The sequence below is a fragment of the Streptomyces sp. N35 genome (genome assembly GCF_016464295.1).
Taxonomy (GTDB): Bacteria; Actinomycetota; Actinomycetes; order Streptomycetales; family Streptomycetaceae; genus Streptomyces.
In genome coordinates, this window is the sequence record NZ_JAEIMH010000023.1 from 78796 (window position 1) to 102097 (window position 23302).

Here is a 23302-nt window from a genome sequence, read left to right on the forward strand (position 1 = left end):
GGGGGGGGGGGGGGCCGGGGGGGGGGGCGCCCGCGGGCGGGGGGGGGGGCCCCCGCCCGCCCGGCCCCGGCCACTCAGGGCTCAGGGATCGGGCGGACTCACGCGTACTGGTAGGCGACCAGCGAAATCCCCACGTAGTGCACCACGAACGCCGCAAGGGTGAGGGAGTGGAACACCTCGTGGAAGCCGAACCAGCGCGGTGACGGGTTCGGCCGCTTCATCCCGTAGATCACACCGCCCACGGTGTAGAGGACGCCGCCGACGATGACGCAGACGAGCACCGCGATGCCGCCGGTGCGCATGAAGTCGGGCAGGAAGAAGACCGCCGCCCAGCCCATCGCGATATAGCACGGGGTGTAGAGCCAGCGCGGGGCGCCGACCCAGAAGACGCGGAACGCGATGCCCGCGAGCGCCGCGACCCAGATCGCCCACAGGAGCGGGCGGGCGGTGGAGTCGGGGAGCAGGAGCAGGGCGAGCGGGGTGTAGGTGCCCGCGATGATCAGGAAGATGTTCGCGTGGTCGAGCCGGCGCAGGATGGCCTCGCCGCGCGGCCCCCAGGTGCCGCGGTGGTACAGGCCGCTCGTGCCGAAGAGCAGGCAGGCCGTGAGCACGAAGACGCCGGTGGCGATCCGGGCGCGCGTCGAGTCGGTGAAGACGATCAGCGCGATACCCGCGATCAGCACGGCCGGGAACATGCCCGCATGCAGCCAGCCCCTGAGCTTCGGCTTCACGGGGTGCGGCAGGTCGATCTCGACGGGGCCCGAGGCTCCGGCGGGCGGGGTGGCGTCGGCGGCGGGAGACGTCATGACAGGAATCGTACCTACGGCTCCGTAAGTTCCATATCCGGATGTGGGGACGCTCACGTGTGAGGCCCTCTGGACAGATGGGCGAATCGCCCCGATGATCAAATGAGTGAGGTCGGCACCGGATGAGCGGACAGGCACGTGTCCGGGTCGCAGCCCCCAAGGGGCAACCAACTACAAAACCCTCATTTAGGAGCGATCGTGGCGCGCGACAACGCGGCTTCCACCAGTGCCCCCACCAACCACGCAGAGCTTGTCGCCTGGGTGGACGAGATCGCAGCCCTCACGCAGCCGGACAGGGTGGTCTGGTGCGATGGATCCGAGGCGGAGTACGAGCGCCTCGCGGAAGAGCTCGTCGCCAAGGGCACGTTCAAGAAGCTCGACCCGGTTCTGCGCCCGAACTCCTACTACGCGGCCTCCGACCCGACCGACGTCGCCCGCGTCGAGGACCGTACGTACATCTGCTCCGAGAACGAAGAGGACGCCGGTCCCACCAACCACTGGAAGGCGCCCGCGGAGATGCGGGAGATCTTCCGGGGCAAGGACGAACAGGGCGGTATCTTCCGCGGCTCGATGCGCGGGCGCACGATGTACGTCGTCCCGTTCTGCATGGGCCCGCTCGGCTCCGACCTGTCCGCGATCGGCGTCGAGATCACCGACTCGGCGTACGTGGCCGTCTCCATGCGCACCATGACCCGGATGGGCCAGGCGGTCCTGGACGAACTCGGTGCGGACGGCTTCTTCGTGAAGGCCGTGCACACCCTCGGCGCCCCGCTCCAGGAGGGCGAGGCGGACGTGCCGTGGCCGTGCAACACCACCAAGTACATCTCGCACTTCCCGGAGTCCCGCGAGATCTGGTCGTACGGCTCGGGCTACGGCGGCAACGCCCTGCTCGGCAAGAAGTGCTACGCCCTGCGCATCGCGTCCGTGATGGCGCGCGACGAGGGCTGGCTCGCCGAGCACATGCTGATCCTCAAACTCACGCCGCCGCAGGGTGAGTCGAAGTACGTGGCCGCGGCTTTCCCGTCCGCGTGCGGCAAAACCAACCTCGCGATGCTGGAGCCCACGATCTCCGGCTGGACCGTCGAGACCATCGGCGACGACATCGCCTGGATGCGCTTCGGCGAGGACGGCCGCCTGTACGCGATCAATCCGGAGGCCGGCTTCTTCGGTGTCGCGCCCGGCACCGGCGAGCACACCAACGCCAACGCCATGAAGACCCTGTGGGGCAACTCGGTCTTCACCAACGTCGCGCTCACCGACGACAACGACATCTGGTGGGAGGGGATGACGGAGGAGACTCCGGCGCACCTCACCGACTGGAAGGGCAACGACTGGACCCCCGAGTCGGGCGTCCCCGCCGCCCACCCGAACGCCCGCTTCACCGTCCCCGCCTCGCAGTGCCCGATCATCGCGCCCGAGTGGGAGGACCCCAAGGGCGTGCCGATCTCCGCGATCCTCTTCGGCGGCCGCCGAGCGAGCGCCGTACCGCTGGTCACCGAGTCCTTCGACTGGAACCACGGTGTCTTCCTCGGCGCCAACGTCGCCTCCGAGAAGACCGCCGCCGCCGAGGGCAAGGTCGGCGAGCTGCGCCGCGACCCCTTCGCCATGCTGCCGTTCTGCGGCTACAACATGGGCGACTACATGGCCCACTGGGTCAAGGTCGGCGCCGACAAGGACCCGGCGAAGCTGCCGAAGATCTACTACGTGAACTGGTTCCGCAAGAACGAGGCGGGCAAGTTCGTGTGGCCGGGCTTCGGAGAGAACTCCCGTGTCCTGAAGTGGATCGTGGACCGCCTCGACGGCAAGGCCGAAGGCGTCGAGACCCCCATCGGCATCCTGCCGACCCTCGACTCCATCGACACGAACGGGCTCGAACTGCCCGCCGCCGACCTGGAGTTCCTGCTCACGGTCGACAAGGAGATCTGGCGCGAGGAGGCCGCCCTGGTCCCCGAGCACCTCAACACCTTCGGCGACCACACGCCCAAGGAGCTGTGGGACGAGTACCGGGCCTTGGTGAAGCGCCTCGGCTGAGGCATGTGAAGCACCATCCGTAACTGCTGCCCCCGGAGCCCCAACTGGCTTTGGGGGCGCGGTTATGGACGGATTTTTCGTATGTGCCAATCTGTGCACACGCCCTTCACCGCCCGAAGAATCCGGGCACACTCGGTCCATGAGGCTGAGTCCATGAAGACGCCGGTCAGTGACCCGCTGAGGGTCGGTGGCTACCGCATCGTGGGCCGGCTCGGCTCCGGCGGTATGGGCTGGGTCTACCTCGCCCGCTCCCGCGCGGGACGACCGGTCGCGGTCAAGGTCGTACGCCCCGAACTGGTCGCCGACCACGAGTTCCGGATGCGCTTCGCCCGCGAGGTCGCCGCCGCCGGAGCCGTCAGCGGCGCCTACACCGCCGCCGTCGTCGACGCCGACCCCGACGCCGATCTGCCCTGGCTCGCCACCGTGTACGTACCGGGCCCCTCGCTGACCGAGGCCGTACGCTCCGGCGGCCCGCTGACCGAGCCGTATCTGCGCAGGCTCGGCGCGGGTCTGGTCGAGGCGCTCATGGCCATCCACGCCGCGGGCATCGTGCACCGCGACCTCAAGCCGTCCAATGTGCTGCTCGCCGCCGACGGTCCGCGCGTCATCGACTTCGGGATCTCCCGCCTCGCCGGATCCAGCAGCATCACCCAGGCGGGCGTCGTCATGGGCACCCCGCCGTTCATGGCGCCCGAGCAGCTCTCCGGCGGCAGTGTGGGCCCGCCCACCGATGTCTTCGCGCTCGGCGGCGTCCTCGCCTTCGCCGCGACCGGGCGTTCGCCCTTCGGCTCGGGGGAGCGCGTGGCCTATCGCGTGCAGACCGAGCCGCCCGATCTCGCCGGTGCGCCCGAGGAGTTACGCCGCCTCATCCTGGCCTGTCTGTCCAAGGACCCGGCCGCCCGCCCCCGCCTCGCGCCGCTGCTCGAACTGCTCGCCCCCGACGAGAGCGCGCCGCCCTGGCCGCCGCCCTCGGTGGCCGCCGGTATCCGCTCGCGCGAGCGTGACCTGGACAGCCCGCCGGGCGGGGGCTCGCGGGCCGCGCGGGTCTCCGTACCGTCCTGTCTGCGGGCGCCCCCGCCGGCGCCGAGTCGCACGCGCAGGCGCTGCTCGACGCGGGCCTGACCGACGCGATGGTGGCGGGGGCGGTGAGCCATGGAGCCACGGGTGCGCGTTGAGTCCGGCCGCGAGCTGGAGATCGGGCCGCACTGGCGGGAGTTGGTCCGTACATGGGGTTCCGGGACCGGCGCGGGGGTGGAGGCCGACGAGCACGCCCTGAGCCTCGACTTCGATCTGCCGGCCGCCGGACGCACGCTGACCTTCCGCTTCACCACGACCAGGCGGCTGCTCGTCGCCTTCATGACCGACGGGCGCCGGCTGCGCGGCGACCAGCTGGCGATGGCGGCGGCCGCGGCCAACGCGTGGAACACCGAACAGCTCTTCCCCATGCTCTCCGTCTGGGACGTCCGCGGCCCCGACCCCTGTATCGCCGGGGTCTGCCAGCTGCCGCTCGCCTGCCGGATGACGCCCAAGGACTTCGGGGCGATGGCGGACGACTGGGCGGATCAGGCGCGGCAGATGTTCACGAGGTGCCATCAAGTGTTCCGGCTCTGAGGCGAGTCCGGGATACGAGGCCACGGCGTTCGGGGGTGTGGGGTGGAGCGCGGAAGACAGCGCGGTGCGAGGAGCGCGGAGAGCGCCAGGTGCACGCGGAGCCCGGGGCGCATGCGGAGCGCGAGGGGCACGGGGAGCCCGGGGCGCATGCGGGCGGCCGTACTCGGGTGCGCTCTGCTCCTCGGGCTGCTCACGGCCCGGCCGGCCGCTGCCGTGGACCCGGTGAGGAACCTCGACTGTCCAGGCGCGCTCTCCGTACGCCTGGACTGCATGGACGGGCAGTCGGAGAAGGCGGCCGGGCCGCAGGCGATGACCCTGGACAAGTCGGTCCGACTGGACCGTCCTGCCGACGAGTTGGGGCTTTCCGGTCACCGGGAGAGGCTCTCGAAGAGTCCGCTCACCGTCCGGGTGCCGGCCGGGCGGACCACCGGGCGCGGGGGCACGGTGCTTCTGCTGCTCGCCAAGGAGCGCCGGGTCGCACCGGACGCCACCATCACCCCGCTCGACCGGCGCACGGTCGACGCGGCGCGGGCGGCGGGGCTGTGCGCGGGCGACATCGGGCCCGCGTTGTGCGAGACCGTGGCGCAGGAGCAGTCGGGCGACGAGCTGATCCGCGCGAGCCTCGCCGTGCCGCTCGACGCCGACGACGAGGACAACACCGCCCTGTGGGTGCTGTTCGGCGTCCTGGCCGCGCTGCTCGCTCTCGTCGTCTTCCTGATGAAGGCGGTACGCCGCCCCGCACACGCGACAGGCCGGTCCCCGGCGCACGCGGCCGGCCGGACCTCCGCACCCCCGGCCCCGCGGGGCAAGCCCGCACCCGAGCGCACCGCACCCGAGCGCACCGCCCGCCACCGCGCCGACCCGACGCAGACCGTGGCGCTGCGCCCGCAGCGCCACGGCCCGCCCGACGCCCCGTACGACGAAGAGCTCTCCCCGCTCGACGAGGACCGGCACACGCGTCAACTCGCCGCGCCCGCACCGTACTTGGGCGAGCTGCCCGCACTCCCGCACCCCAAGGCCCTCGTCCGCTCGGCCCTGCACCCGGAGGGTTACGTGGAGATCGACCGCTGCCTGTACCGCGCCCGCTGGACCGGTGGCCCCGCCTCCCCGCCGCCCGCCGTGGGCGAGTTCGTCGACATCCGCGACGTATCCGAAGGCGTATCGGAAGGCGTATCGGAAGGCGCATCCGCAGACGTGCACGAAGAGGACGACACGACAGAACGAGGCACACCGCACCTGCTGGCCCTGCCTCCCGCGAGGACCCCGCAGCACACAGGAGACAGCCATGATGAATGAACCGCCGCCCACCGCCGTGCCGCAGTACGCGGACTTCGACTTCGAGCTGGACAACAACGCCCAGCGGCTGCCGCTCGTGCTGTGTCTCGACAACTCCCGTTCCATGGAGGGCCGTCCGGTGCAGGCGCTCAACGAGGCGCTGCGCGAATGGACCCGTGAGCTGCACGACGACGTCAGCCTCAGCTACAGCGTCGAGGTCGCCGTCATCACCTTCGGCGACCAGTCCGTGACCGCCTACCGGGGCGCCGAGCCGCTCCATCCGGGCATGAACCTCAGCCCGTTCGTGCCCGCGCACGCCTTCACCCCGCCGACCCTCGCGGCGAACGGAGTGACGCTGATGACCGAGGCCGTCGAACTCGCCATGCATATCGTGGCCGCCCGCAAGACCGAGCTGCGCAAACTCGGCCTGCAGTACTACCGCCCGCAGATCTGCCTGGTCACCGACGGTCTGCCCACCGACGGTACCGGCCACTACACGACCACCTGGCAGCGCATCGTGCCCGTGCTCGCCGAGGAGCAGCGGGCCCGGCGCTTCAGGCTCTACGCGATAGGCGTCGGCGGGATCACCGACCGCGGCCAGGCCGTCCTGCGGGCCTTCGCGCCCACGTACAACGCGCAGTTGCAGGGCTTTCCGTTCCGCGAGCTGCTGCAGATGATGTCGGCGAGCGCGGCCGCCGAGCAGAAGGGCGAGGGCGAGGAGGCCTTCGAGAAGATCTTCCACCAGTTCCGTACGCAGCGCCCCGCCTGGGAAGCCTGAGCGATGGGACGCGGGGGCGCGGCAGCGCGCGGCGGCGGGACATGGCGCACGCACGGGGTGAGCGTCGAGGGGTACCGGCACCGGCGCACCGGGACCCCGTGCCAGGACGCCTGGGACAGCGCTCAGTGGCGTACGGGTGACGGCGAGGACCCGGTGGTCGTCCTCGCCGTCGCCGACGGCGCGGGCAGCAGGCCGCGTTCGCAGGAGGGCGCGCAGCTCGCGGTCCGGCTCGCGACCGAGCACTTCGGGCGGGAGGCGGCGGAGCTGCGGGTGCCGGCCGGTGACGCGGTGCACGGGCTGCTGCACTCCGCGTTCCAGTCGGTCTGCCGGGAGTTCCTGGTGGCGGTGGAGCAGACGGGGGCGCCGGCCCAGGACTTCGCGACCACCCTCACCGTCGTGGTCATCACCCCTGACTGGCTGGGGCACTTGAGCGTCGGTGACGGCCTGGTGATCGTCCGCGCGGGCACGGACACGGACGGTACCGGTCTCTTCCACCTCCTGCCGCAGGCCGAGGCGGCCAGCGAGTACAGCAACGAGACCGTCTTCCTCACCTCGCGCGACGTGGGGCGGTGGGTGCGCACCGACTGCGTGGACGATCCCGGGATCGACGCCGTGGTCCTGTCCACGGACGGTCTCACCCAGGCGGCCCTCACACGCTTCCAGACCCCCAACGCATCGTTCCTGGCAGCGGTGCTGGGCCCGATGGAGTCCCCGGCCAAGGACCCGGACGACGATGAGGCGGAGCTCGCCGAACTGCTGCGCTCGGACCGGCTCTCGGCGGTCAACGCGGACGACAAGACGCTCCTTCGGGCGGTACGGGTATGAGCGCGCGCGGCAGTACGGGGACCAGTGCCCGCGCCGGGACCGGGCGCAGGGTTCTGCTCGACGGGCGGCCCGTCACGCTGGCCGAACGTCCGCTGAAGGGCGGCGGCGAGGCCTCCGTCTACCCGGTCGAGGGTGAACCGGGCATCGTCGTGAAGCTCTACCGGGAACGCCCGGGGCCCGAACAGGAGCGCCGCCTCACCCGCATGCTGGCCATGTCCCCGCTCGGCGACCGGCCCGTCGACTCCAACCAGGCACCCGAACTCGCCTGGCCCACCGCCCTCGCCCGTTCACCCGAGGGCGTCTTCCTCGGCTATGCGATGCGGCGGTTCGGGGAGCCCCAACACGTCCAGCTGGTGGGCCTGTTCACCCGCTCGCAGCGGCTGCGGCTCTTCCCCGAGCGGGCCGACTGGCGCTTTCTGCTCGGAGTGGCCTGGAACCTGGCGTTCATGACGGCCCGTATGCACCACGAAGGCCTGGTCGTCGGCGACTTCTCCAGCAGTAACGTCGTGGTCGACCGCAACGGCTTCGTCACCTTCCTGGACTGCGACTCCATCGCCTTCACCGACCGGCAGACCCGTGAGTCCTTCCCCTGTCTGATGCACACGACCGACTACTCGGCGCCCGAGCGCCAGGCGGGCGGCCCGGCGTCGACCGAGAGCGACGACTTCGCGCTCTCCGTCCTCGTCTATCAGCTCCTGGCCGTCGGCAACCATCCCTTCGGCGGCGTCCCGCACGACAGCCAGGAGGACTCGACGGTCAAGGACAACATCGCGGCATCCATCTCGTACGTGGTCCGCCCGGAGCGGGTCGTCGTCCCGCGCGGCATCATCGACCCCACCGTGCTGCCGCCCGGCCTGCTCACCTTGGCCCGCCGCGCCTTCGGCCCCGGCGTGCTCGACCCGAAGGCCCGGCCCACGGCGCAGGACTGGCTGCGGGCGCTCGACGAGGAACGCGGTCGCGTACGGGTCTGCGGCGCCCGTCCCCGCCACTCGTACGGCTCCCATCTGACGGGCTGCCCGTGGTGCGCGCGGGCGGCGGCGGGCGGCCAGGACCTGTTCAACGCACCGCCTCCGCGCCCGCCCGCCCCGTCGGCCCCGACCCCTCCTCCGCCACGCCAGGCGCCGGCCGCGGCCCCCGCACCAAGCGCCTCGGACAACCGAAAGCTCTTGTTGGTGCTGGCGGTGGTGATAGCCGTGATCTTGCTGGTGACCGTGGCGGTGGCGATGGAGGGGTAGCGGCCGATGGGAGCGGTCGATGGGAGCGGTCGATGGGAGCGGCCGATCGGGAGCGGATCGCCGTCCGGATCCGTAGGGTCGAGCTGGCTCAACTTTAGACTCGATCTAAGCTAGGATGTGGTCATCCCAGACTGGAGGTCCTGCCATGTACGAGCCGATCCGCGCCAAGTCGGTCCACACCATGGGCCCCGACGGCGATTTCCCGCACCGTACGCGCGAGGAGGAGCTCGAGCTCCAGCTCGCCGGTCATCTCGCGGCGCTGCTCGCGGTGACGGACGAGCTGCGGGGGCTCGCGCCTTCCGCCGAACTCGACGAGGCGTCGGCCGAGTTGGCGGCAGCGGTCACGCGCCTGCGCGGCGGACGGGCACCGGTCCGGGCGGGTGTCGCGGCGGCGATCCACGAGCCGCATCTGGCGGCGCTCCACCAGCGGGCCCATGCCCTGGCGGGCCGGGCCCTCGTGGTGGCGGCCTCGCGGGCGGACACCTCGGCGGCGATCCTGGCGGCGCGCCGGATGGAGGCGCACGCCCAGGCGCTCACGCCGGCCGCGGTCTGAGGCGTACGGCTGCACGGCTGGGCGTGTCCGACCCGTGCCCGTCTTTACGGCTGGGCGTGTCCGACCCGTGCCCGTCCCTACGGCTGCCCGTACCCGTCCAGGAACTTCCCGATCCGTGTGACCGCGTCCGCGAGGTCCGAGGCCTGCGGGAGTGTGACGATCCGGAAGTGATCGGGCTCGGGCCAGTTGAACCCCGTCCCCTGCACGACCATGATCTTCTCGGCCCGCAGCAGATCGAGCACCATCTGCCGGTCGTCCTTGATCTTGAAGACCTTCGGATCGAGCCGCGGGAAGAGATAGAGAGCCCCCTTGGGCTTCACGCACGTCACGCCCGGAATCTGCGTCAGCAGCTCGTACGCCGTGTCCCGCTGCTCGACGAGCCGTCCGCCCGGCAGCACCAGATCGTTGATCGACTGCCGCCCGGTCAGGGCCGCGACCACGCCGTGCTGCGCCGGCATATTGGCGCAAAGGCGCATGTTCGCGAGGATCGTCAGGCCTTCGATGTACGAGGCGGCGTGCGCGCGCGGCCCGGAGATGACCATCCACCCGGTCCGGTAGCCGGCCACCCGGTAGGCCTTGGACATCCCGTTGAAGGTCAGCGTCAGCAGATCGGGCGCGAGGGCCGCGGTCGGAGTGTGCGTGGCCCCGTCGTACAGGATCTTGTCGTAGATCTCGTCGGAGCAGACCAGCAGATTGTGCCGCCGGGCGATGTCCGCGAGCCCCCGCACCACGTCGTCGCTGTATACGGCGCCCGTGGGATTGTTCGGGTTGATGATCACGATCGCCTTGGTGCGGTCGGTGACCTTCCGCTCCACGTCCGCGAGATCCGGCATCCAGTCCGACTGCTCGTCACAGCGGTAGTGCACGGCGGTACCGCCGGACAGCGAGACGGCGGCCGTCCACAACGGATAGTCCGGCGCAGGTACGAGCACCTCGTCCCCGTCGTCGAGCAGCGCCTGCATCGCCATGACGATCAGCTCGGAGACCCCGTTGCCGATGTAGACGTGCTCGACATCCGTCTCCACACCGAGCGTCTGGTAGTGCATCATCACCGCGCGCCGGGCCGAGAGCAGCCCCTTCGCGTCGCCGTAGCCATGCGCCGAGCCGACATTGCGCAGCACGTCCTCGAGGATCTCGGGCGGACAGTCGAACCCGAAGGCCGCCGGATTCCCGGTGTTCAGCTTCAGAATCCGATGCCCTGCCGCCTCCAGCCGCATGGCCTCCTCGAGAACCGGACCCCGGATCTCGTAACAGACGTTGGAGAGCTTCGTCGACTGGATCAGCTGCATGCGGCAACTTTACGAGCGTGTTTCGTCCCGGCGCGCGGTCTTTGGTCCCTCGTGGGTCAGCGCATCCACGGGTTCGCGTCCGGCTGCCTTCCATCGCAATGCACCGACGCACGCATACGCCCGGATCGAATGCCCTCGACACCCTCGGATCTTGGAAGTCCCCCGGCCGGACCGCGGACGTGAGGTGCACCACGGCTCGGCGATCCGGGCGGCGAGGTCGGCCGCAGGCTCATCCGTCTCCGTACAGTTCGGTCAGCCGGGGCAGGTGGCGAGCAGTTGCCTCGGAGTCGTCGAAGTCCCAGTCGTCGCCGAGATCCGGGTAGTCGATCGTCCAGTGGGCGTCGTCGAGACCGGTGCCGGTGGCGGATTCGTGCGCGTCCCAGACGATGCTCAGTGCGTCCTCGCATTCGAGGCAGCCGTGGGGAGCGGCATCCCCGACCGCCGGCACCGCCGCGAGGGAGTCCGGATCGGCGACGGCCTGTTCGAAGACCGTGCGGCCCTGCACGATCAACCAGCCCCGGAAGTAGTCGAATCCGTCGTCGGAGCATCCGCCGTTGATCAGGTAGGCGGCGCCCCACAGGGGAGTGCTGTACGAAACGGCCATCAGGTCCCACAGAGTCTGCTGGGCGGCCAGGATCTCCGCGGGCGGCCGCTGGGCGAGCAGCTCGGACGCCCTTGCCGCCACGGCTTCCCCGTCCGACGGGTCGGCCGAAGCGGCGCGGGCGTCCTCGATCAGCTGCCAGAACGTGTCGGTGTCCATGGCGTGGAGCCTGCCACCGGGGACTGACAACGCTCCTTGAACGCCTGGGGAAGGGCCACAAGAGCGAGCGCAGTCAGGGCCGCGCTTGTCCAGAGAGGGCCGCGGGGGTTCCAGGTGAGGGTGAGGGCGGCGAGGGCGGGGCCGAGGGCGGCGCCCGTGTTCAAGGCCGCGGTGGCGTAGGCGCCGGACAGGGTGGGGGCGCCGTCGGCCGCGTACAGGATGCGGGAGATCAGGGTGGCGCCGACGCCGAAGGACAGCGTGCCGAGGGGGAGGACCAGGGCGACGACCGCCGGTGCGGATCCGGCGGTCAGGGCGAGGACGGTCCAGCCGCAGACCAGCGCCACCGTCCCGCCGCCGGCCACCGCGCGCGGGCGGCTGTCGGCGAGGCGGCCCGCGAGGGTGACGCCGAGGAAGGAGCCGAGGCCGAAGAGCGCGAGGAGCGGGGGGATCCAGCCTTCCGCGAGGCCCGCCACGTCGGTGATCACGGGCGCGAGGTAGGTGAAGGCGCCGAACGTCGCGCCGTTGACCAGCGCCCCGAGCAGCAGCGCGAGGCGCAGTCGCGGACGCCGCAGGGTGCGGAGTTCGGCGGCGAGCGGTACGGGGGCGGCGGCTGAAGGCGAGGGGGCGCCCTTCGCGCCCTGCCCCGCCCCACCGTCGCCCGACGGCGACGTGGCGTCGTCCGTACCCGTACCCGTACCCGTCGCCGCCCTGCCCGGCACCGACCGTGCGATCGCCGCAAGCGCCGGCAGTGACACCGCCGCCACCGCCCAGAACGCCGAGCGCCAGCCCCAGAGTTGACCGAGGCAGGCGCCCGCGGGCACGCCCGCCACGCAGGCCAGCGTCACCCCGCCGAGCAGCACGGAGGTGGCCCGGCCCTTCTGGTCGGGGCGGACCATCGAGACCGCGGTCGCCAGGGCCACGGCCAGGAACCCGGCGTTGGCGAGGGCGCCCGCGATCCGGGTGACCAGGAGGACGGCGAAGCTCTCGGTCAGGGCGCCGACGACGTGGACGCACAGGAAGAGGGAGAGAAAACCGAGGAGCGCGCCCCGCGGGGAGAGGCGGCGCGCGAGCAGGGCCATCGACGGTGCGCCGATCACCATGCCGACCGCGAAGGCCGAGGTCAGCAACCCGGCGTCGGAGAGGGAGACCTGAAGGTCCCGGGCGATGTCCGGGCCGAGCCCGGCGAGCATGAACTCCGAGGTGCCTTGCGCGAACACGGCAAGGCCCAGGAGATAGAGGAAATGAGGCACAGCAGAACTCCGCAGCACACGGTGAGCCGTACGCGCAGATGGTGCGTACGGCTGGATGAAAAGGACCGTGGGACGGCATGCCGAGGGCGCCCTCTCCGCAAGGGCTCCGCGAGAGGAGGGAGAGCGGCGCGGCCACCGGGGAGCCGGTGGCTAGATTCTGGAGGCCTCGGGGCTGGACATGGACCGCAGGCTAACCGGGGGGCAGGCCTGCGGTCCAACGAAAATCAGGCGGCCGTCCGCCGCACCGACCGTCCCGCGAGGACATCCGTCCGCTTGCCGTCCTCGATCACGAACTTGCCGTCGATCAGGACGTGCGGGATACCGACCGGCAGCGTGCGCGGGGCCTCGAACGTGGAGCCCGCCGCGACCGTGGCCGGATCGAAGAGCACCAGGTCGGCGCGGTAGCCCTCGCGGACGAGCCCGCGGTCGGGCAGCCGCAGCCGGGCGGCGGGGCGCGAGGTCAGATGGGCGACCGTCTCCTCGAGGGAGAGGATCCCCAACTCCCTCGAGTAGCGCCCGAGATACTGCGGGAACGTCCCGTACGCCCGCGGATGCGGCTTGAAGCCCTGCAGGATGCCGTCCGAACCACCTGTGTGCACCCGGTGCTTCATGATCGCCTGGACGTTCTCCTCATGTCCGACGTGCTGCAGGATCGTCGAGCCGAGCTTGTCGTTGACGAGGAGGCGGCGGGCCGTGACCCACGGCTCCTCGCCGCGCATGTCGGCGGACTGCTGGATCGTCTTGCCGACGCAGGACGCCAGGCCCGGGTCGGAGACGCCGGAGATCTCGATGGTGTCCCACTCGATCGGCACCCCGTGGCAGCCGTCCGCGCCGATGACCTCCATGTGGTGCCGGATCTTCTCGGCGGTCGCGTCGTCCTGAAGCCGCGCGAGGATCGCCTCGGGTCCGCCCTCGCTCGCCCAGCTCGGCAGCATCGCGACGAGCGTGGTGCAGCCGGGGGTGTACGGGTACGTGTCGAGCGAGATGTCGGCGCCGGCGTCCAGCGCGCCGTCGAGCAGGGCGAGGAGGTCGGGCGCCTTGCCCTTGTTCACACCGAAGTTCATGGTGGCGTGGGCGAGATGGAGCGCGCAGCCGGCGTCCCGCGTGAGGTTCACCATTTCCTCGTACGCCTGGAGCGCGCCGGCTCCGTAACTGCGGTGGTGCGGGCAGTAGTAGCCGTCGTAGCGCGCGACGACCTTGCACAGCTCGGCGAGCTCGGAGTCCTTGGCGTACATGCCGGGCGTGTACGTGAGCCCCGAGGACATCCCGACGGCGCCCTGCTCCATCCCTTCGGCCACCAACTGCCGCATCCGGTCGAGCTCTTGGGGTGTGGCCTCGCGGTCGTCCCAGCCGACGGCGTACATCCGTACGGTGCCCTGCGGGATGAGGTAGGCGGCGTTGACCGCGATCCCCTGCCGGTCGAGGCGGTCCAGGTACTCGCCCACCGTGCGCCAGTCGAAGTCGATGTCGCCGCCGTCGCCGTTCCATCCGGTGATGGCCTTGCGGACCTCGGCGAGGGTGCGGTCGTCGACGGGCGCGTACGAGAGGCCGTCCTGGCCCAGGACTTCGAGGGTCACGCCCTGGGCGGCCTTGGCGCTGTGGTCGGGGTCGCGGAGAAGGGCGAGGTCGGAGTGGGCGTGCATGTCGATGAAGCCGGGGGAGAGGGCGAGGCCGTCGGCGTCGACGGTCCGCTGTCCGGTCGGGCGGGGCCCGTCGCCCTCTGCACGGATCTCGGCGATCCGTCCGTCCGATATGCCGACGTCGGCGGTGTAGGAGTTGTCGCCGGTGCCGTCTATGACTCGGGCGTTGCGGATCACCAGGTCCATGGGGGTGCCCTCTCTGGGACGGGTGGGGGTGTGGGTGCGGGTGCGTCGTGGCTGGGGTGGGGGGCGCCTGCGGGCGGATTTCCCCCACCCGGCCCGCACTCAGAAGTACGTGCGGACGAAATCCACCACCGTGCCATCCGCCGAAACCACCGGAATCAGCTGCCACTTGTCGAACGACGTGCACGGGTGCGAGAGGCCCATGCCGATCCAGTCGCCCACCGACACCGCGTCCGAGGACTCCGTGCGCAGCCACGTGTGCTGGTCCGAGAGGCCGGTCACGGTGATCCCGTCGGCGGGCCGGACCTCGCCGTCCGGGGTGCGCACGACCTGGGCGAAGGGCAGGTCGAGGTCGTACGCCGCGTCCCGCTTGCCCGCGTTCGCGAACGCCTGCGACGGCGTCGGGCGCGACATGACCTGGGCCCAGAGACGGAACGCCGGCTCCAGAGAACCCTCCGACGGCACCCGGTTGAACGGGGTGAGGTGCTTGTAGTGACCGTCGTCGTGCGAGACGTACGCGCCCGAGCGCAGCAGCTTCAGGACGGGCGCGGAAAGAGCGGGGATCTCGGCGAACGCGGAAGCCACCGCGTCGAACCAGGCGGAGCCGCCCGCGCTCACCACGATCTCGTCGAGCCCGGCGAAGTGCCCGGCCTTGTCGAGGTCCACGGCCAGGGCGACCAAGCGCCGCAGCCATGACGTGACGGACGCCAGGGACGCGTCGGGCACCTCGCCCTCGTAACCGGCGACGCCCACAAGGCGCAGGGTGTCGGCCGCGGACACGGCCAGCGCGATCTCTACGCACTCGGACTCGGTACGGACACCCGTCCGCGCCCCCTCACCGGCACCGAGCTCGATCACGACGTCGACGGGACGCGTGGCGCCGGCCGCGGCGAGAGCGGAGTGCATCAGCTGCACTCCCCGTACGGAATCGACGTAGCAGACGAAGCGGAAGGAGGGGTCCGCGGTCAGTTCGGAGGCGATCCAGGCGAGTCCGGCCGGGTCCACGATCTCGTTGGCGACGAAGATCCGCCGCACGCCGAAGGCGCGGGCCACGCGTGCCTGGTGCGGATTGGCCAGCGTGATGCCCCAGGCGCCGTGCTCGGCCTGGCGGGCGAAGAGCTGCGGGGCCATCGAGGTCTTGCCGTGCGGGGCGAAGGCGAGGCCGTGGCGCTCGGAGTAGGTCTCCATCAGGCGGAGGTTGTGCTCCACGCGCTCGGCGGAGAGCGCGAGCACGGGTGTGGTGAACCCGCCGGTGAAGAGGTTGCGGCGCTCGGCGGCCAGCTCGCTGACGGTCAGACCCTCGGCGTTCGGCGGCAGCCCCTTGAAGCGGAAGTCGACGATCTCGTCCGCGAGCGCGGCGACCTTCTCGTCCGCAAGCGCGGCGGCCTTCTCCTCCGCGAGCGCGGCGACGGTCTCCGCACCCTTGCCGGCGCCGGTTCCGACCACGTTGTCGGCTGCCATGGAACCCTCCTCCTGGCCTGTTGCATCCTCTGCAACGGCCATTGCGTATTGCGCTTACCTCTGTCTAACATCCGTCCCAACACCGGGTCAACGCCCGCTGGAGGCCCGGGCCGGGCCAGGACGAAAGTCCCTGGAACGGTGCCCAGTTGAGGGCCCTCGGACCCGGAACCACGCCCGAGAACGGGAACCACCCCGAGAAGGAGCCGACGTGCCCCACCAGAACGTGCCCGGCCCCGGAGCCGCCGCCGAAGCCCCGCGCTTCGACGTCGCCTGCCTCGGCGAGTCCATGGTCACGTTCCGGCCCACGCGGCCCGGGCGCCTCGCCGACGTACCCGGCTTCGACCGCGGAATCGGCGGCGCCGAGTCCAACGTGGCCTGCACGCTCGCCCGCGCCGGCCACAGCGCACGGTGGATCGGCCGCGTCGGCGACGACGGCTTCGGCGAGTACCTCACGCGCGAGATCGCCCACTGCGGCGTGGACACCTCGGCGGTACGCAGGGACGGCGAGCGGCCGACGGGGATCTACTTCCGTACGGCCGGCGACCGGGCCACCGACGCCCACGAGGTCGCGTACTACCGCGCGGGCAGCGCCGCGTCCGCGATGTCCGTCGCGAATGTGGACCTCGACGGGCTGCGCTCCGCGCGCATCGTGCACCTGTCCGGCATCACCGCGGCACTCTCCGACGACTGCCTCGCCCTCATGCGCGAGCTGGCCGCGCCCCGCGCCGGTCGGCCGCTCGTCTCGTTCGATGTGAACCACCGGCCGGGTCTGTGGCGTACCCCCGAGGACGCGCGCGTGCTGCTTGAACTCGCGCGCGGCGCGGACCTCGTGTTCGTCGGCGATGACGAGGCGGCGGCCGCCTGGGGCGTCACGGACGACCCGGACGCGATCCGCGCGGCGCTCCCGGAGCCGCGGACCTTGGTGGTCAAGCAGGGTGCGACGGGCGCGACGGTGTTCCACGAGGACGTCCGCGTCTGCGTACCCGCCCTCAGTGTCGACGTCGTCGCGGCCGTCGGCGCCGGGGGGGCCTTCGCCCCCCGGTTCCTCTCCCCGGCCCTCCCCGGACTGCCCGCCGCCCCGCGCCTGGAGCACCGCCACCCCTGGGCCGCCGCCGCGCTCACCGTCCCCGGCGACATGGCCGAACCCCCCGGCCGCGCCCACGCCGACCACCTTGCCGCACTCCCCGACGAGGAGTGGGGCACACTGCGCCTCGGCCCCGGCTGGACCAGGACCGGGGCGAAAGGGGAGGTCACCACCTCATGAGCCAGACCGTCGACCGCGCGCTGAGCATCCTTCCGCTGCTCGCCGAAGGGCCCGCCGACCTCGGCCAGGTCGCCGAGCGCCTGGACGTCCACAAGTCCACCGCGCTCAGGCTGCTGCGCACCCTGCACGAACACGGCCTCGTCTACCGCCAGTCCGACCAGCGCTACCGCCTGGGCGCCCGCCTCTTCGCGCTCGCCCAGGAAGCCGTCGAGAACCTGGACGTACGCGAGATCGCGCACCCGCATCTCGTCGAGCTCAACTCCAGGATCGGGCACACGGTCCATCTCGCGGTGTACGAGGAGAACGAGGTCCTCTACATCGACAAGGTCGAGAGCCGTTACCCGGTGCGGATGTACTCCCGTATCGGAAAGCCCGTCGCCATCACGGTCGCCGCGGTCGCCAAGCTGCTGCTCGCCGACCTCTCCGAGCCGGAGCGGCGCGCGATCGCCGAGAAGCTCGACTACCCCCAGTACACGTCCCGTTCGACCCCCAACGCGGCCGCGTTCCTCAAGGAGCTTGACGTCGTACGCGAACAGGGCTGGGCCACCGACCTGGGTGGCCACGAGGAGTCCATCAACTGCATCGGCGCCCCCATCAGGGGCGCGGACGGCCGGGTCGTGGCCGCGATGTCGGTGTCCGCGCCCAGCGTGGTGGTCACCGCCGACGAACTCCTCACGCTGCTCCCGGTCGTACGCCGCACCGCGGAGGCGATCAGCCGCGAGTACTCGGGCAACGCACCCACGTAAGTCCGGTCTCGACGAAGTACCCCGACACCCCACACAGCAAGGAAAGTTCATGACCGAGAAGATCCAGCTCACGCCGTCCACCCACACCGCCCCGCCCGCGAAGTTCTCGCACGGGGTGAAGAAGGGCAACATCCTCCAGGTCGCCGGCCAGGTCGGCTTCCTGCCGGCCGAGGAGGGCAAGGCCCCGACCCCCGCGGGCCCGACCCTGCGCGAGCAGACCCTGCAGACCTTCGCCAACGTCAAGGCGATCCTCGAAGAGGGCGGCGCCACCTGGGACGACGTGATGATGATGCGCGTCTACCTCACGGACGTGGACCACTTCGCGGAGATGAACGAGATCTACAACGCGTACTTCGAGGAGCAGGGCCTCAAGGCCCCGGCCTCCGCGCGCACCACGGTCTACGTCGGTCTTCCCAAGGGCCTCCTCATCGAGATCGACGCGCTGGCCGTCCTCGGCTGAGACCGGTCGACTCCCTTACCTACGTGCCCTTAACCCCGCCCGGCCCCCTCGCCGGCCGGGCGGGCCCCCCCCCCCCGCGGCCCCCCCCCGGGCCCGCCCCCCCCGCCCCCGCCCCGCACCCGTACAGAACAATGGAGTTCCTCCCATGTTGCCCGGAATACAGCTCGCCGCAGCCGCGCCCCCCGCCGAGACACCACCGCACACGGGAGGCATCCTCGGCCTCATAGGCGGCACCGGCGGTCTCCTGACCGTCGCCGTCCTCGGTATCGCCCTGCTGCTCTTCCTGATCATCAAGGTCAGGCTGCAGCCCTTCGTGGCGCTGCTCGCGGTCTCGATCGCGGTCGGTCTCTCGGCCGGCCTGAGCGTCACCGAACTCTTCGGCACGGTCCAGAAGTCCACCGCCACCTCGATGATCGAGACAGGCATGGGCGGCATCCTCGGCCATGTCACGATCATCATCGGCCTGGGCACGATGCTCGGCGCGATCCTCGAAGTCTCCGGCGGAGCCGAGGTGTTGTCGCGCCGGCTGCTCGGTCTCTTCGGTGAGAAGCGCGCCCCGCTCGCCATGGGTATGACCGGCCTGATCTTCGGTATCCCGGTCTTCTTCGACGTCGGCATCTTCGTCCTCGCGCCGATCGTCTACGCGGCCGCCAAGCGCTCCGGCAAGTCGATCCTCCTGTACGCGATGCCGCTGCTCGCGGGTCTGTCCATGACCCACGCGTTCCTTCCGCCGCACCCGGGCCCCGTGGCCGCCGCCGGACTCTTCAACGTCTCGCTCGGCTGGGTCATCCTCATGGGCATCGCCTGCGGTATCCCCGCCGTGCTCGCCGCGTGGGCCTACTCGGCCTGGATCGGCAACCGCATCTTCGTCCCCGTACCGCAGGACATGCTGGAAGCGGCCGAGGAGGCCAAGGAGGCCGTCGCCACCGAGCAGCGCGAGGCCGGGGTGAAGCCGCCGGAGCAGCCCGTCTCGCTCGGTACGGTGCTGACGATCATCGGTACGCCGCTGCTTCTCATCCTTGCCGCGACCTTCTCCTCGATCGCGCTCGACCCCTCGACCCTGCGCTCGGTCATCGAGTTCTTCGGCCACCCGTTCGTGGCCCTGACGATCGCGCTGCTCATGGCGTACTACCTGCTCGGTCTGCGCCGCGGCTGGTCGCGCAAGTCCCTGGAGACGGTCTCGACCGCGTCCCTGAAGCCGGTCGGCAACATCCTGCTCGTCGTCGGCGCCGGCGGTGTCTTCGGCGCGGTGCTCAAGGGCTCGGGCATCGCCGACGCGCTGGCCGAGACCTTCGACGACATGGGTCTGCCGATCATCGTCCTGGCGTACCTGATCTCGCTGGTCCTGCGCGTCGCCCAGGGGTCGGCCACGGTCGCGATCGTCGCCACGGCCGGCATCGTCGTCCCGCTGGTCCAGGGCGGCGACCACTCGCAGGCCTTCCTGGCCCTGGTCATCATGGCCATCTCGGCCGGTTCGATCTTCGCCTCGCACGTCAACGACGGCGGCTTCTGGATCGTCGCCAAGTACTTCGGCATCTCCGAGCGCGACACCCTCAAGTCCTGGACGGTCCTCGAGTCCGTCCTCTCGGTGGCGGGCTTCGCGGTCGCGGCCCTGCTGAGTCTGTTCGTCTAGCGGCGGTACGTCCGTGCGTGAGCGCCCCCGGTCTTCTGCGACCGGGGGCGCTCACGCACAATTGGCGTCATGTCGACCCCAGGCTTCGGCCCGCCGCCAGGACAGTTCCCGCCGCCGCCTTCCCACGCTCCCCAGCAGCCGTACGCCCCGCAGGCACCGCAACAGCCGTACGCCCCGCAGGCATCCCAGCAGCCGTACGCCCCGCAGCCCGCGGTCGTGGGACCGGAGTTCGTGGCCTTCGACAAGAGCAACGCCCTGGTGATCGACGGGGCCGGCATCTCCTTCGACCTCGGCGGCCAGGTCGCCGACTTCCCCTGGGAGCAGGTGGCCCAGCTCCACTACACGGCCCAGGGCGTCCACCTGCGCGTCGGCATCACCCACACAGGCGGCTGGTTCCACGAGTGCGTGGTGAACGCCAAGAAGCAGCAGAAGATGATCCAGTGGCTCACGGAGCTGGGCCCGGTAGCCGCGTACTACCAGGCCCAACTCGCAAGCCGCGGCTGAGAGATCAGGCGCAGTACTGCGCCTCCTTGCCGATGGACCGGTACATGCAGTCCGAGTTCTCCAGAAGCTGCAGCACCGCGTCCCGGTTCCGCGAGGTCTCCCGCTCGATCACCTCGTCGGGCGGGTAGAAGCCGCCGCCGCCCGAGGACCGCGGGTACATCTCGAAGGTGTAGTGGAAGATCTTCTGCGATCCCCACATCCAGTCACCGATCGACCCGTCCGTGATGTACAGATCGCTGGACTGCTGCGGCGTATAGCCGTTGGACGCGGCCATCTTCTGGCCGATCGCCGCATGCGCGTTGCGGTCGTCCGCCGTCAGGCCCGTCGCGGTGTCGCTGTAGGTGTAGCCGTACGGCCAGAGCACCAGCTCGCTGTACGTGTGGAAGTCGATGGACGCCTTGATCTGCTGCTTGCCGCCGATGATCCGGCTGCGCACGAAGTTCGCGACGACCTTCACCTCGGGCGCCGACTCGGCCGAAGGACCGCGGTAGGTCTCCGAGGACGTCGAGCCCGAGGAGCCGCCGCAGCAGCCCCAGCGGTGGGCCCAGTTGCGGTTCAGGTCCGTACCGACGTAGGACGAACCGGAGTTGGGCTGACGGTTCTTGCGCCATGAGCGGTACGAACCGGTGGCGATGTCGTACTCGCCGCCGTCCGGGTTGACGTCCGGGATGATCCAGATCTCCCGGCCGTTGACCATGTTCGTGATCCGCGAGTCCGCCCCGTATCCGGCGCCGAGCTCGCGTACGAGATAGAGCGCCATCTCGACGGTCAGGTGCTCACGGGCGTGCTGGTGGTGGGTGAACAGGACCTCGGGCTCGGCCTCGTCGCTCGCCACGTTGTCACTGATCTTGATGGCGGTGATGTCCCGGCCCTGGTACGACTTGCCGATCACGCGCTTGCTCATGATCGACGGATAGGCCGCCAGACGCTGGTCGAGCTCCGCGTTCATCTCGGCGTAGTTGTGATAGCGCGAGTCGGCCGAGGGGAAGTCGAGCGGCTCGACGGCCGCTCCTTCGAGGCGCTCGGGCACGGCGCCCAGTGGCTCCAACTCATAGCCCTGCGCGCGCAGTTGCTTCGCCTGCGCGGCACTGGCGGTGACGACGACGGTGTGCCCGTCGCTCTCGTCGATGGACACGCCGGACCGGGCGATCTTCGTGACGGCGGCCCGGTCGAGCTTGTTGCTGTGCACATGGATCTCGTACTGCTGCCGGCTCTCCTCCTGGGCGACCGCTTCGGCGCGCGCCTTGTCGGGCGAGGCGTCGGCGGTCAGCGGGGCGGCGAGCGCGAGGGCTACGACGGCGGCGAGCGCCGCGGTTCTCTTTCCGGTGGTTCCGCGTATGCGTAGGCGCATGACATCTCCGTAAGCGTGGTGGGGGTGGCTCATGGCGACGCGAGTGCGGCGGTGCGGTGTCCGCTATGCGGTGAGTCGGGTGCGGTTGTGCGGGGTCATCGTGAGGCAGTGGCATGGCCTCGTCAATAGCCACTCCCGCACGCCCCCTTGTGTCACGGCCGGAAACAGCCGATGGTGACCGGTGATCTCGATCATCGGGGACGAGCGGGGAGGCGCCATATGGCCGAAACGGACGGCACGACCACCAACACCGCACCACGCAAATCCAGTTGGAAGTACATCGGCCCGGGCATCGTCGTCGCCGCCACCGGCGTCGGCGCCGGTGACCTGGTCGCCACCCTGATCGCGGGCAGCAACTTCGGCTACACGCTCCTGTGGGCCGCGATCATCGGCTGCGTCGTCAAGATCTCCCTGGCGGAGGCGGCGGGTCGCTGGCATCTGGCCACGGGGCGCACGCTGTTCGACGGCTGGCGCAGTCTCGGCCCGTGGACCACCGCCTTCTTCGTCGTGTACGTCATCGCCTGGGGCTTCGTCTACGGCGCGACCGCGATGACCTCATCGGGACTGCCGCTCTTCGCGCTGTTCCCGGACGTGATGGACCTCAAGTGGTGGGCCCTCGCCTGCGGTCTGGTGGGCCTGGTCTTCGTCTGGTTCAACCGGTACTCGGTCTTCGAGAAGGTCATGACGGTCCTGGTCGGCGTCATGTTCGTCGTGACCGTCTATCTGGCGATCAGGGTCACCCCCAACCTCGCCGACACCTTCGCGGGCCTGCTCCCGGTGGTGCCGGACGCGAAGGACTCGGTCCTCAACACTCTCGGTCTGATCGGCGGCGTCGGCGGCACGATCACCCTGGCCGCGTACGGCTACTGGGTCAACGCCAAGGGCTGGACCGACTCCGGCTGGATGAAGGTGATGCGCCTGGACAACCGGGTCGCGTACATCACCACCGGCATCTTCGTCGTCGCGATGCTCTTCGTCGGCGCGGAGCTGCTGCACTCCGCGAACGTCGCACTCGCCAAGGGCGACCAGGGTCTCGTCCAGCTCAGCGGGATCCTGGAGAAGGAGTACGGCACGGCCACGGCCAAGCTCTTCCTGGTCGGCTTCTTCGCGACGTCCTTCACTTCGCTGATCGGCGTATGGCACGGAGTGAGCCTGATGTTCGCCGACTTCGTGGCGAACTACCGCCGGTCGAGGGCCGGTTCCGGGGCGGCGGCCGACTCGGCTGCCGAGGAGGGGGGGGGGCGGGGGGGCGGCGCGCGCGCGGTCCGCGCGTGTCTGCTGTGGCTGACGGTGCCGCCGCTGCTGATCGTGTTCGGCGTGGACATCCTCGGCCTCTCCTTCGAGGACCCGTTCCGCCTGATCATCATCTACGGGGTGCTCGGCGCGGCCTTCATGCCGTTCCTGGCCCTCACCCTGATCTGGCTCCTCAACTCGTCCCGCACCCCGGCCGAGTGGCGCAACGGCTGGCTGAGCAACGGCATGCTGTTCGTCGCCGGGGCGCTGTTCCTGGTCCTGTGCGTCAAGCAGATCTGGGACATGGACTGGGGGAGCTTCTTCTGACGGCTCCCGCCGCGGTACTCCCGTACGGCCGGAGCCCCCGCAGGGGGGCGCAGCCCCCCGGGGGGGGCGGGGGGGGCGGGGCGAGTG

21 protein-coding genes are annotated in these 23302 nt (G+C 70.6%); 14 read left to right on the top strand and 7 right to left on the bottom strand.

All coding sequences use genetic code 11. The annotated features are described in order from the left end of the window. Nucleotides 1-98 precede the first annotated feature (98 nt). A complete protein-coding gene (locus JAO81_RS15200; RefSeq protein WP_199548380.1) occupies nt 99-806 on the bottom strand; it encodes a hemolysin III family protein in 708 nt (235 codons plus the stop codon). 198 nt (nt 807-1004) lie between these two features. On the opposite strand from JAO81_RS15200, the gene JAO81_RS15205 reads away from it, so the two are divergent. The 8 genes from JAO81_RS15205 to JAO81_RS15240 all read left to right on the top strand — a co-directional run bounded on the left by JAO81_RS15205 (nt 1005) and on the right by JAO81_RS15240 (nt 9114). Then, the gene (locus tag JAO81_RS15205; protein WP_199548381.1) at nt 1005-2837 is read left to right on the top strand and encodes a phosphoenolpyruvate carboxykinase (GTP); all 1833 of its coding nucleotides are present in this window, start codon (nt 1005-1007) and stop codon (nt 2835-2837) included. Between the two features lie 153 nt (nt 2838-2990). Beyond that, nucleotides 2991-3959, top strand: coding sequence for a serine/threonine-protein kinase (locus JAO81_RS15210; protein ID WP_199548382.1), 969 nt, complete (start codon nt 2991-2993; stop codon nt 3957-3959). 42 nt (nt 3960-4001) lie between these two features. Next, entirely contained in the window at nt 4002-4448 is a 447-nt protein-coding gene (locus tag JAO81_RS15215) for a hypothetical protein (RefSeq protein WP_307813383.1), read from the top strand. 147 nt (nt 4449-4595) lie between these two features. After that, a complete protein-coding gene (locus JAO81_RS15220; RefSeq protein ID WP_199548384.1) occupies nt 4596-5744 on the top strand; it encodes a hypothetical protein in 1149 nt (382 codons plus the stop codon). Continuing rightward, entirely contained in the window at nt 5734-6501 is a 768-nt protein-coding gene (locus tag JAO81_RS15225; RefSeq protein ID WP_165332654.1) for a VWA domain-containing protein, read from the top strand. Before JAO81_RS15220 ends, JAO81_RS15225 begins: the two co-directional genes overlap by 11 nt. Before the next feature lie 57 nt (nt 6502-6558). Beyond that, the gene (locus JAO81_RS15230; protein ID WP_307813384.1) at nt 6559-7326 is read left to right on the top strand and encodes a PP2C family serine/threonine-protein phosphatase; all 768 of its coding nucleotides are present in this window, start codon (nt 6559-6561) and stop codon (nt 7324-7326) included. Further along, complete coding sequence (locus JAO81_RS15235; RefSeq protein WP_199548386.1) at nt 7323-8561, top strand: hypothetical protein; 1239 nt, start codon at nt 7323-7325, stop codon at nt 8559-8561. Before JAO81_RS15230 ends, JAO81_RS15235 begins: the two co-directional genes overlap by 4 nt. Nucleotides 8562-8706: 145 nt before the next feature. Next, nucleotides 8707-9114, top strand: a complete 408-nt coding sequence (locus JAO81_RS15240) for a hypothetical protein (RefSeq protein WP_165332648.1) — start codon at nt 8707-8709, stop codon at nt 9112-9114. 77 nt (nt 9115-9191) lie between these two features. On the opposite strand, the gene JAO81_RS15245 is transcribed toward JAO81_RS15240, so the two are convergent. The 5 genes from JAO81_RS15245 to JAO81_RS15265 all read right to left on the bottom strand — a co-directional run bounded on the left by JAO81_RS15245 (nt 9192) and on the right by JAO81_RS15265 (nt 15697). Continuing rightward, nucleotides 9192-10403: a pyridoxal phosphate-dependent aminotransferase gene (locus tag JAO81_RS15245; protein ID WP_199548387.1), complete on the bottom strand. Its 1212-nt coding sequence runs from the start codon at nt 10401-10403 to the stop codon at nt 9192-9194. A gap of 229 nt (nt 10404-10632) precedes the next feature. After that, the gene (locus tag JAO81_RS15250) at nt 10633-11163 is read right to left on the bottom strand and encodes a DUF4240 domain-containing protein (protein WP_199548388.1); all 531 of its coding nucleotides are present in this window, start codon (nt 11161-11163) and stop codon (nt 10633-10635) included. Next, complete coding sequence (locus JAO81_RS15255) at nt 11136-12413, bottom strand: MFS transporter (protein ID WP_199548389.1); 1278 nt, start codon at nt 12411-12413, stop codon at nt 11136-11138. Before JAO81_RS15255 ends, JAO81_RS15250 begins: the two co-directional genes overlap by 28 nt. A gap of 224 nt (nt 12414-12637) precedes the next feature. Continuing rightward, nucleotides 12638-14239, bottom strand: a complete 1602-nt coding sequence (locus tag JAO81_RS15260; protein ID WP_199548390.1) for an amidohydrolase family protein — start codon at nt 14237-14239, stop codon at nt 12638-12640. A 99-nt stretch (nt 14240-14338) separates the two neighbouring features. Next, entirely contained in the window at nt 14339-15697 is a 1359-nt protein-coding gene (locus tag JAO81_RS15265; protein ID WP_233415386.1) for an amino acid deaminase, read from the bottom strand. Nucleotides 15698-15905: 208 nt separating this feature from the next. On the opposite strand from JAO81_RS15265, the gene JAO81_RS15270 reads away from it, so the two are divergent. The 5 genes from JAO81_RS15270 (at nt 15906) to JAO81_RS15290 (ending at nt 20304) form a co-directional block, all read left to right on the top strand. Beyond that, a complete protein-coding gene (locus JAO81_RS15270) occupies nt 15906-16961 on the top strand; it encodes a sugar kinase (protein WP_307813386.1) in 1056 nt (351 codons plus the stop codon). Further along, complete coding sequence (locus JAO81_RS15275; RefSeq protein ID WP_199548393.1) at nt 16958-17707, top strand: IclR family transcriptional regulator; 750 nt, start codon at nt 16958-16960, stop codon at nt 17705-17707. The genes JAO81_RS15270 and JAO81_RS15275 overlap by 4 nt, the downstream gene beginning before the upstream one ends. A 49-nt stretch (nt 17708-17756) precedes the next feature. Then, a complete protein-coding gene (locus tag JAO81_RS15280) occupies nt 17757-18167 on the top strand; it encodes a RidA family protein (RefSeq protein WP_165334226.1) in 411 nt (136 codons plus the stop codon). A gap of 157 nt (nt 18168-18324) precedes the next feature. Further along, nucleotides 18325-19800: a GntP family permease gene (locus JAO81_RS15285; protein ID WP_199548404.1), complete on the top strand. Its 1476-nt coding sequence runs from the start codon at nt 18325-18327 to the stop codon at nt 19798-19800. A gap of 69 nt (nt 19801-19869) precedes the next feature. After that, on the top strand, nt 19870-20304 hold the full coding sequence (locus tag JAO81_RS15290; protein WP_199548394.1) for a hypothetical protein: 435 nt from the start codon (nt 19870-19872) through the stop codon (nt 20302-20304). Between the two features lie 4 nt (nt 20305-20308). Here JAO81_RS15290 and JAO81_RS15295 read toward each other — a convergent pair whose 3' ends face one another. After that, on the bottom strand, nt 20309-21655 hold the full coding sequence (locus tag JAO81_RS15295) for a M14 family metallopeptidase (protein WP_199548395.1): 1347 nt from the start codon (nt 21653-21655) through the stop codon (nt 20309-20311). A 219-nt stretch (nt 21656-21874) separates the two neighbouring features. Here JAO81_RS15295 and JAO81_RS15300 point away from each other — a divergent pair, with 219 nt between their 5' ends. After that, entirely contained in the window at nt 21875-23215 is a 1341-nt protein-coding gene (locus tag JAO81_RS15300) for an Nramp family divalent metal transporter (RefSeq protein ID WP_199548396.1), read from the top strand. Nucleotides 23216-23302: the final 87 nt, after the last annotated feature.